Genomic DNA, 9,872 nt, shown 5'->3' with positions numbered 1-9,872 from the left:
GCGATACCGTCATCAGCGCTGTAGCCGTGCGTGACGGCCGTCGTTTGGCGCTGCAGCAGTTGCTGGCTGAGCACCGGCAGGATTTGCTGGTTGAGCAGGTTGTCGATGTTGCGGGCGCCGCTACCGAGCAGTAGGCAGAACTCGATCAGGGGCTGGGCGCGATTCGGATTGAGGCGGAGGCGAGTGAACTGGGCCATGGAGCGATCCTTGCTAAGGCGTTCGATTGAGCATCTGCGAGACCATCGACAGGTCCATACCTTCCACTGTGAAAATGGCATCGTGATCTTGCTTTACAGTCCCTTGTTCCAATGCACGTACGGGCTGCTGTTGGGAATTAACAACAGCCATGACGCGCAATGGTCTGAAATCGCAGTTACTTCTATGAAATAAACTAAACCGCAATCACCAGAACGTTCTATAGGATTCGTCTGAAATTACGAAAGGCGGCAACCTAGGCAGGCCTGAGGAATTAATTTGGGTTGATAATTACTACCCAGTATAATTTCTTCAATGGCAAAATTTTGCTAAAAGAATATTTGGGAAACGTCTTGCGATCTGACTCAGAAAATGCCTTGAGAAGAAGGGTACTCAAAGCGTAAGCCGGGGATGTCTTTCGTACCGGAGGCAATCCAGTACTTGCCGTTGCCAGAGTCGAAAAGCGGAATATGGCACCTCAACCACTCTGGTTCTTAAGCCCAATTTCGCTTGGTGTCCTGCCATCCAGGGTGGGCACGTTATCGAGCTTACGAATGACACTCTCCAGCTTTTCCAAGTCGCCTTCGGCAATGGCTCGCTCATCAGGGGCCAGAGGCACAGACTCCAAGTACCGACCGATAGACGACTTGCCTTCCAATGCCTGAGCCCTTGCGCTCGCTTTCGATAAGTTGAAGTCACACCCGGCACAGGCCATGCGGTGTGGACAACTGCTGTTCTTCGACTGCGCTACTGGGCTCCAGCACTAACGCCAGGGGTCTGCTCGCCGGCAACTTCTCCAGCGTTACAGCCAACTCTTCCAGTACCCCCACCAGTTGCTCGCGGAGACGCTCCACCAGCGGCAGTGCTTCATCGACAGCAAGGCGACTATGCCGCGCCGAGCGCTCCTGCCAGGACGTTTGCGCCCGCAGTGCGGTCTCGCCCTTGATCAACGCGGAGCATTGCATCTCACCAGCACCAAGAGCCGTACGCAGGCTGACCGCCAGTACCTGCTGCGAGCGCCGGCCTCGGCGCATCATCTGCAACAGCTCTGCTTCGCGGGCTCGATCCCAGCCATTGGCGGCGGCCTCCGCCCCCCAATAGGCCAGTAGGCGAAGCGCCACCAACACACACCACGCCAAGAAAGACAGGCCCAAAACCACGAACCAGAACTTCACCGGCTGCTGCTCCAGCGACGCACCGCCGCGCCAGAGCGTCAGCCCAAGGCCCAACGCCAGGAACGGCGCAGCCCGATCAGCCACCGCCAGAAACGTATAGGTGACGGCCGCACAGCAGGCGCCGGCACCCTATCCAATCTCACCGGCATGTCAGCTCGCTGTGGCCTCAGGCAATGACGTCAGCAGTGCGCAACCGCAGGCACAGCGATGACCATGAAACGCCACCGGCACACCGTGATCCTTGAATACCGGATGGCCCTCCATTACCACGGTGGGGCCGTGCACCGGGCAACTTGTTTTGTCCCCTACGCGTGCCGCACCAATGCCGTGGAACTTCATGGTTTGCGAACCCTCCAGCACAGTGCCGCCGCTGGTGTTCTTGTCGCCGATGCGGATAACACCTTTCATGAATTGCCCCTTCTATTGAAGTATTTGAGCGCCGTCATGCACTTAAATCGCCCCGAGAGAGTGATTGAAGGCTAGCGCTTGAGTCCTTAGGAAACTCATTCAGCGAGCAAGAACAGCACAACTCCGCATACCAACAGCATCAGTAGGTTGAACGTCGTAATGACGACTCTCCAACCACCCGATACGGGAACCTTCTGTATCCATATCAAGCTCACGGAGAAAACGGCGGAAAACACAGCCAGACTTAGAAACCACTTGGCAAAATAAGTGCAGGCAGCCACTGTTTCTTCGCACTGACGACCACAGCCGCTTCCGCTAACAGACAACCCAACTGCCGCAACGCTAAAGAAGGCGAGACACAGCCCAACAGTGGCTGACACCACACCTATGGCTAACCAGTATCTACCACTCAACAATTTGCTCATGCTTTAACTCGTTAAATATGGGGCGAACAGTGATCAATGAAGTGCTTGGCATTGATGGTTGAGAGCGAATCCAGCGCTGCCGGCCGGGCAGTGGCGAACCCGCTGCGACGGGCCAGTGCCAAGCAAAGCCCCCAGACCAACCCGCCCTTAAGCATCGCCGTAGAAACTCCATTCCACGGTTTCGTGAGTCAGGGTGGTTTTGTCCTTCAGCGGCCAGGGACGGACGATGAAGCGCTTTACTTCCCAGGAGGGGAAGATGTCGCCTTCCTTGAACTTGCGGATGGTTTCGGTTTTGACGATGGTGCGGTCGGCGGACCAGAGCACCCGCCAATAGCCAGCACGCGGGCAGGACTGGCCGCTGTGGCAGATCTGGTAATTGGTCGTGCGGATAAAGGCTTGCGAGCCAGGCAGCGGTTTGCCGGTGGCGGGATCGAGGCCCTTGGCCTTGGCCAGCTGCTCGATCAACGCCTCACTGGGTTTGGGCGGTGGGATATTGGCCTTGCGCTCCTCCAGCCATTTCAGCTTGCCGTCCCAAGGCGGCAACTTGGCGGGTGGCAGCGGCAGGATGTCATTGATCTCGGGGACTGTGGGCGAAGCGTAGGAGTAACGCGCGAGGATGCGCCAAATGGTCTTGTAACGATCAGCCCGTTCTAGGTCTTCAGCTTGATCTAGATAATTCAGGCCATCAGAGGGAGGGGGATTACGAAAGGCGTCGCTCAACCACCCCGCTGAAGTTTCGTCACCGGCTGCCACCCCCAATTGAAAGGCCTCAACTGCCGCTGAATATTGCCGTCCATATTGAAGATCGACAGCAAGTGCACGTGCTGCTTTCCCATTCCCTTGCTCAGCAGCACAACGGCGCATCTGCCGCGCAATCTCCGGGGCCATATCGCTAGGCGCCAGCTTATCGGCCACGTATGCCTGCGCTTCGGGGCTACCCATATCAGCGGCCTTGCGGTAATACCGCAGGGCCATGTCCTTGTCCTGCGCCAATCCCAGCGCACCCTGTTGCAGGGCGATAGCAACAAAAGCGTAGCCGGCGGCGACTTTGGCCTCGATCAGTTGCTCGACCAGGCGTAGTTGCTCATCGCTGCGCAGCTTGAAGACGCCCTGCATGGAACCGTTCTGCAGGTTGATGCTGGCCTTGGCATGACCGTGCTCGGCAGCGATTCGGTAGAGCCTTTCCACCTGAGCATCTACGGTCGGGTCTTCCTGAAGCTGGTTATTCTTCTGCAGCCAGCGGGCGTAGTGGAACAGAGTGTCGCTGTCCGCTGTGGATTGAGGAAACTCTTCGTGCTTGCAGGTGAAGGCCAGGTTGGTGCGAATCTGGGTGAGTGGGTCCACGGCGGTATCCTTTTGCGGGGCATTGACGCTGCTGCCGGAATCACAGGCGGCAAGCAGCAGACAGAGACCCCACACCACAAAGCCCTTATGCATCGCCGTAGAAGCTCCATTCCACGGCTTCGTGAGTCAGCGTGGTTTTATCCTTCAGCGGCCAGGGGCGGACGATGAAACGCTTGACCTCCCAGGTGGGGAAGATGTCGCCTTCCTTGAACTTGCGGATGGTTTCGGTTTTGACGATGGTGCGGTCGGCGGACCAGAGCACCCGCCAATAGCCAGCACGCGGGCAGGGCTGGCCGCTGTGGCAGATCTGGTAATTGGTCGTGCGGATAAAGGCTTGCGAGCCAGGCAGCGGTTTGCCGGTGGCGGGATCGAGCCCCTTGGCCTTGGCCAGCTGCTCGATCAACGCCTCACTGGGTTTGGGCGGTGGGATATTGGCCTTGCGCTCTTCCAGCCATTTCAGTTTGCCATCCCACGCGGGGAGCTTGGCAGGCGGCAGAGGCAGGATGTCATTGATCTCGGGAACTGTGGGCGAGGCGTAGGAGTAATCTGCGAGAATGCTCCAGATAGCTTTGTAACGATCAGCGCGTTCGGGGTCTTCCTGTAACCCAAGGTAGTGCAGGCTATTGGAAGGGAGTGGGTTACGAAAAGCCTTACCTAATTTTCCCGCCGAGATTTCATCCCCCGCCATGACGCCAAGCTGGAATACTTCTAACGCTTCACGATATTGCTTGTTAATTTGTAGAGAAATCCCCAGAGCCAGTGCAGCCTTCCCTTCCCCCTGCTCGGCTGCACAACGAAACATCTGCATCGCCACTTGTGGTTCTACATCAATGGGCTCCAATTTTTCACCTACATAGAACTGTGCCTCAGGACTGCCCATATCAGCAGCCTTGCGGTAATACCGCAGGGCCATGTCGTTGTCCTGCGCCAATCCCAGCGCACCCTGTTGCAGGGCGATAGCAACAAAAGCGTAGCCGGCGGCGACTTTGGCCTCGATCAGTTGCTCGACCAGGCGTAGTTGCTCATCGCTGCGCAGCTTGAAGACGCCCTGCATGGAACCGTTCTGCAGGTTGATGCTGGCCTTGGCATGACCGTGCTCGGCAGCGATTCGGTAGAGCCTTTCCACCTGAGCATCTACGGTCGGGTCTTCCTGAAGCTGGTTATTCTTCTGCAGCCAGCGGGCGTAGTGGAACAGAGTGTCGCTGTCCGCTGTGGATTGAGGAAACTCTTCGTGTTTGCAAGTGAAGGCCAGGTTGGCGCGAATCTGGGTGAGCGGGTCCACGGCGATATCCTTTTGCGGGGCACTGGCGGTGCTGCCAGCATCGCAGGCAGCAAGCAGCAGACAGAGCCCCCACACCACAAAGCCCTTATGCATCGCCGTAGAAGCTCCATTCCACGGTTTCGTGAGTCAGGATGGTTTTGTCTTGCAGCGGCCAGGGGCGAACGATGAAGCGCTTGACGTCCCAGGTGGGGAAGATGTCGCCTTCCTTGAACTTGCGGATGGTTTCGGTTTTGACGATGGTGCGGTCGGCGGACCAGAGCACCCGCCAATAGCCAGCACGCGGGCAGGGCTGGCCGCTATGGCAGATCTGGTAATTGGTCGTGCGGATAAAGGCTTGCGAGCCAGGCAGCGGTTTGCCGGTGGCGGGATCGAGCCCCTTGGCCTTGGCCAACTGCTCGATCAACGCCTCGCTGGGTTTGGGCGGTGGGATATTGGCCTTGCGCTCTTCCAGCCATTTCAGTTTGCCGTCCCACGGCGGCAGCTTGGCGGGTGGCAGCGGCAGGATGTCGTTGATCTCGGGGACTGTGGGCGAGGCGTAGGAGTAACGCGCGAGGATGCGCCAAATGGTCTTGTAACGATTAGCTCGTTCTACGTCCTCCTGTTGACCGAGGTAGTACAGGGTATCGGTAGGAGGAGGATTGCGAAAACCGTCGCTCAGAAAGGAGGCTGAGCTTTCATCTCCGCCTTGCACTCCCAATTGGAATGCTTCTAGCGCCTCCCTATATCTTTTATTGTTCTTGAGATTCACCCCAAGATCACTGGCGGCCGAGCCATTGCCTTGCTCCGCCGCACAACGGCGCATCTGCCGCGCGATATCCGGCGCCATATCGCTGGGAGCCAGCTTGTCAGCCACATAAGCCTGAGCATCCGGACTGCCCATGTCAGCAGCTTTGCGGTAATACCGCAGGGCCATGTCGTTGTCCTGGGCTAATCCCAGTGCTCCCTGTTGCAGGGCGATAGCAACAAAAGCGTAGCCGGCGGCGACTTTGGCCTCGATCAGTTGCTCGGCCACGCGTAGTTGCTCATCGCTACGCAGCTTGAAAACGCCCTGCATGGAACCGTTCTGCAGGTTGATACTGGCCTTGGCATGACCGTGCTCGGCAGCGATTCGGTAGAGCCTTTCCACCTGAGCATCTACGGTCGGGTCTTCCTGGAGCTGGTTGTTCTTCTGCAACCAGCGGGCGTAGTGGAACAACGTGTCGCTGTCCGCCGTGGGTGGAGGAAACTCTTTGTGTTTGCAAGTGAAGGCCAGGTTGGCGCGAATCTGGGTGAGCGGGTCCACAGCGGTATCCTTTTGCGGAGCCTTGGCGGTGCTGCCGGCATCACAGGCGGCAAGCAGCAGACAGAGACCCCACACCACAAAGCCCTTATGCATCGCCGTAGAAGCTCCATTCCACGGCTTCGTTAGTCAGCGTGGTTTTATCCTTCAGCGGCCAAGGGCGGACGATGAAACGCTTGACGTCCCAGGTGGGGAGGATGTCGCCTTCCTTGAACAGGCGAACAGTGTCGGTCTTGACGATGGTGCGGTCGGCGGACCAGAGCACCCGCCAATAGCCAGCACGCGGGCAGGGCTGGCCGCTGTGGCAGATCTGGTAATTGGTGGTGCGGATAAAGGCTTGCGAGCCAGGCAACGGTTTGCCGGTGGCGGGATCGAGGCCCTTGGCCTTGGCCAACTGCTCGATCAACGCCTCACTGGGTTTGGGCGGTGGGATATTGGCCTTGCGCTCTTCCAGCCATTTCAGTTTGCCGTCCCAAGGCGGCAACTTGGCGGGTGGCAGCGGCAGGATGTCATTGATCTCGGGGACTGTGGGCGAAGCGTAGGAGTAATCCGCGAGAATGTTCCAGATAGCTTTGTAACGATCAGCCCGTTCTAGGTCTTCGTTAAGATTGAGATAATCAAGCGTATTGGAGGCCGGAGGGTTGCGAAAACCCTCATTTAAGACGCTCGCAGAGGTTTCATCACCGGCAGCGACACCCATTTGAAATGCTTCAATTGCTTCTCGGTATTCCCTTTCAAGTTTGTGATCCACCCCTAGAGCATTAGCTGCCTCACCATTGCCCTGTTCTGCTGCACAGTGTCGCATCTGCCGAGCGATATCCGGAGCCATATCACTAGGCGCTAGCTTGTCAGCCACATAAGCCTGAGCTTCCGGACTGCCCATGTCAGCGGCCTTGCGGTAATACCGCAGGGCCATCTCGTTATCTTGCGCCAACCCCAGCGCGCCCTGTTGCAGGCCGATGGCAATGAAGGCATAGCCGGCGCCAACCTTGGCCTCGATCAGTTGCTCGGCCAGGCGTAGTTGCTCATCGCTGCGCAACTTGAAGACGCCCTGCATGGAACCGTTCTGCAGGTTGATACTGGCCTTGGCGTGACCGTGCTCGGCAGCAATGCGGTAGAGCCTCTCCACCTGAACATCCACGGCCGGGTCTTCCTGGAGTTGGTTGTTTTTCTGCAGCCAGCGGGCGTAGTGGAACAGCGTGTCGCTGTCCGCCGTGGGCTGGGGAAACGCTTCGTGCTTGCAGGTGAAGGCCAGGTTGGTGCGAATCTGGGTGAGTGGGTCCACGGCGATTTCCTTTTGCGGGGCATTGACGGCGCTGCCGCCATCACAGGCAGCGAGCAGCAGGTAGGCGAGCAGGAGGAGGCGGCGCATCAGTCTTGATTCTTCAGTTCGGTGGGGTCGAAGTAGAACTCGATAATTGGTGCCAAGGGAGGTTGTCTCTTTGATTGCAACCCCTTGTTATCATTGATTACCTTCTGCCAAACATCGAAAGCGCTTTTCGGGTCATCCTGCGCCCCTTTTCCATTGGTATGCAGATCCCACAATCGCCGCCGCATGGGTTGCGTCACGGCCATTTCCTCATGGGCGATATTCATCTCGCTGTCCACCTGCATGCTGCGGGTGTTGATGTTGGCCGAGCCGTGGGTGGTGAAGACGTCGTCGATGATCATCAGCTTGGAGTGGATGTACACCGGCATCCAGGCGTCGGCGGGGGAGTCCTTGGCCACCAGGGAGCACACATGGACTTTCAGGCCGGGCCGCTCGGGTGGGCGCTTGATTTCGCTCTTCTTGATGGCTTCGACTTCCCGCTCCAGCTCGGCCTTGCGTTGACGTGCTTGTTCGTCGGCCTGGCGCTGGGCGTCGCGCGCTCTTTCACCCAGGTCTGTCCCGTTCAGTGCGTCAGGTAAGGCTGTTACCCACTCAGTGGCCTTGCGCTCAAGGCGTTCGGACCAAGCCGGTTCCTGTTCGGCGGCGCGCTCTTTGGCCTGGTCGATACGGCGTAGCTTGGTGACTTCCGGCATGCCGTCTTCGCGCCCCAGCAGTTCGAGCATACGCTGGGTGTTGACGATGCCGGGGCCTACGCCTTCCTCGTTGGCATTGGTAACCACGAACAGGTGCAGTGCACCGTGCAAGCCGGGGTCGCGGCCTTTATTAGTCTGTTTCTTGGCGGTTTTCAGAATGGCATCGGCCAACGCTGGCCAGCGGAAGTACTGGTTTTCGATGTAGATGAACTGGGTGGCGTTGTTGACGGCCTGGAGGTAGAGGCTTTCGATATTCCGCTGGCGCTCCTGTGCTTGGGTACGCAAAAGCTGAGCCATGAGCGGTGTGCCCTCTTTGCCAAGAGGCAACTGCTGCGCAACCGCCTCGGCATTTCGTGAAACGAACAGATTTTCTCCCGTCTCCACTCGCCAGCCAGTAGCAAAGTTGTGATGTAGGTGAGCCAGTATCGGACCAGTGACGCGACTGGAGATGTCCTGCCGCGGTAGTCGACCACGCGCCCCCGCATTAGCGGCGGGCCTGTCGGTAGGGGTGCGCCCCCAAGCCGAATGCTGGTCAGTGTCCCAGTACTCGTCGAGCATGTTGTGGCCCATCACAAAGCCGACAGCGAGTTCGGGAATTTCATAATCGACCAGAACGGTCTTCTGGTGGTGGGTGGCGGCTCCAGCCAAAAATGCAATCGTCAATTTGCTGAGGGCAGGGTCGAGGCTATGCAAGGCCGCCTGATAAGCAATCTCAGTTCGTTGCAAAGGATCGAAGCCCCGGCTGACAAAGACAGGACAAGCCTTTGTCCAATCCGCTGCCTGGTTGTCCCCGGCTGAGCATTCATCGAACCACTTACGGTCGTAAGCATATTGTTCGTTGGTCGCGGTTTGCCCGGCACGGTCTCCGATTCGTACATACCCTTTACCCGGCAGGTTGGATTCCCCTGCGAAGTATCCGGCCAAATTGAAGGGAGCTTCCCAGCCGAGGATGCGCACGCGCACTTTGTCTTTTTTAGCCTTGTTCATCAGCAGCTCGCCGATACTGGGGGCGCTGCGATCCCTAATGAAATACATCGACGGCTGGAAGCCCCAGCAGATGATGTCCACGGACTTCTTCGCCTTGGCGATGGCCTCGTGCACAGCGCGGAAGGCCTCTTCGCCATTGATCAGAGGCTTGTAACTGGCAGGCCTGGGTTTGTACTCGGTGTCTTTGACGAACCAGGGAGAGTTGCAAGTAGCCTCGTTGCTGTATTGCAGGGAAAGTGGCGCTACGATTTCACACTTGGTCATGATTCATCCCCGGCCCGTTTGGCGATTTCTTTCAGCAAGGCGGCATAGTCGTTGCGATGGTCTGTGTGCTGCGCGGGTGGACCAATCTCTGGGTCGTCGGTGGGTGATGGATGATTTTGGAAGCCCATATTGGCCAAATGACCCTGCTCGGGGTTGCTGTATTGCTCGGGTATTGGAATCCGGTAATTGACACCGTTTGCCAGCTCCAACAAATATTGCTGAGTGACGATCTGGTGGTCGAAGGCGAGATAACCGGTATCGTCCAGCACACCCTGCTGGAGCGGCGCGCCATCGGCATACAGGGTGTAGGGCATGCCGGCCCAATTGGACTGTGTAGCCGTGGGGGCGCGCGCGATGCGAAGTTTTATGCGCTGAGCGGCGTCGAGTTTCGGATATTCCGGATGGGTAGCCGGCATGCTGGCCGGTCCTTGGTGGTCGAAGTGCGCCGACTTGATCAGGTAGTCACCCTGGGTGCCGGATTCGATGCCGTG

8 protein-coding genes and 2 pseudogenes are annotated in these 9,872 nt (G+C 58.0%); all 10 read right to left on the bottom strand.

What is annotated here, in order from left to right; translation table 11 throughout:
- Positions 1-143 (bottom strand): annotated as a pseudogene (locus CHC02_RS29595) (hypothetical protein); the annotation flags it as partial.
- Between the two features lie 747 nt (positions 144-890).
- The gene (locus tag CHC02_RS29585; protein ID WP_089394922.1) at positions 891-1,370 is read right to left on the bottom strand and encodes a hypothetical protein; all 480 of its coding nucleotides are present in this window, start codon (positions 1,368-1,370) and stop codon (positions 891-893) included.
- A gap of 150 nt (positions 1,371-1,520) precedes the next feature.
- Positions 1,521-1,778 (bottom strand): PAAR domain-containing protein, encoded by a 258-nt coding sequence (locus CHC02_RS29580; protein ID WP_089394921.1) that lies wholly within the window; start codon positions 1,776-1,778, stop codon positions 1,521-1,523.
- A gap of 95 nt (positions 1,779-1,873) precedes the next feature.
- A complete protein-coding gene (locus CHC02_RS30115; RefSeq protein WP_139210282.1) occupies positions 1,874-2,203 on the bottom strand; it encodes a hypothetical protein in 330 nt (109 codons plus the stop codon).
- Between the two features lie 147 nt (positions 2,204-2,350).
- Entirely contained in the window at positions 2,351-3,640 is a 1,290-nt protein-coding gene (locus tag CHC02_RS29575) for an SEL1-like repeat protein (RefSeq protein WP_176450358.1), read from the bottom strand.
- The gene (locus CHC02_RS29570) at positions 3,633-4,922 is read right to left on the bottom strand and encodes an SEL1-like repeat protein (RefSeq protein WP_089394920.1); all 1,290 of its coding nucleotides are present in this window, start codon (positions 4,920-4,922) and stop codon (positions 3,633-3,635) included. The genes CHC02_RS29575 and CHC02_RS29570 overlap by 8 nt, the downstream gene beginning before the upstream one ends.
- A complete protein-coding gene (locus tag CHC02_RS29565; protein WP_244906824.1) occupies positions 4,915-6,204 on the bottom strand; it encodes an SEL1-like repeat protein in 1,290 nt (429 codons plus the stop codon). Before CHC02_RS29565 ends, CHC02_RS29570 begins: the two co-directional genes overlap by 8 nt.
- Positions 6,197-7,480, bottom strand: coding sequence for an SEL1-like repeat protein (locus CHC02_RS29560; protein WP_089394919.1), 1,284 nt, complete (start codon positions 7,478-7,480; stop codon positions 6,197-6,199). The genes CHC02_RS29565 and CHC02_RS29560 overlap by 8 nt, the downstream gene beginning before the upstream one ends.
- Positions 7,480-9,381, bottom strand: a complete 1,902-nt coding sequence (locus CHC02_RS29555; RefSeq protein ID WP_089394918.1) for a phospholipase D-like domain-containing protein — start codon at positions 9,379-9,381, stop codon at positions 7,480-7,482. Before CHC02_RS29555 ends, CHC02_RS29560 begins: the two co-directional genes overlap by 1 nt.
- Positions 9,378-9,872: pseudogene (locus tag CHC02_RS30360) on the bottom strand (DUF2345 domain-containing protein); the annotation flags it as partial. The pseudogene CHC02_RS30360 and the gene CHC02_RS29555, both read right to left, overlap by 4 nt.

The organism is Pseudomonas delhiensis (assembly GCF_900187975.1).
GTDB lineage: Bacteria > Pseudomonadota > Gammaproteobacteria > Pseudomonadales > Pseudomonadaceae > Pseudomonas > Pseudomonas delhiensis.
This window is presented reverse-complemented; position numbering and strand designations above follow the sequence as displayed.

Coding starts and splice junctions, on each gene's coding strand:
- CHC02_RS29580 (WP_089394921.1), bottom strand. CDS start 1,778: ATGAAAGGTGTTATCCGCATCGGCGACAAGAACACCAGCGGCGGCACT.
- CHC02_RS30115 (WP_139210282.1), bottom strand. CDS start 2,203: ATGAGCAAATTGTTGAGTGGTAGATACTGGTTAGCCATAGGTGTGGTG.
- CHC02_RS29575 (WP_176450358.1), bottom strand. CDS start 3,640: ATGCATAAGGGCTTTGTGGTGTGGGGTCTCTGTCTGCTGCTTGCCGCC.
- CHC02_RS29570 (WP_089394920.1), bottom strand. CDS start 4,922: ATGCATAAGGGCTTTGTGGTGTGGGGGCTCTGTCTGCTGCTTGCTGCC.
- CHC02_RS29565 (WP_244906824.1), bottom strand. CDS start 6,204: ATGCATAAGGGCTTTGTGGTGTGGGGTCTCTGTCTGCTGCTTGCCGCC.
- CHC02_RS29560 (WP_089394919.1), bottom strand. CDS start 7,480: ATGCGCCGCCTCCTCCTGCTCGCCTACCTGCTGCTCGCTGCCTGTGAT.
- CHC02_RS29555 (WP_089394918.1), bottom strand. CDS start 9,381: ATGACCAAGTGTGAAATCGTAGCGCCACTTTCCCTGCAATACAGCAAC.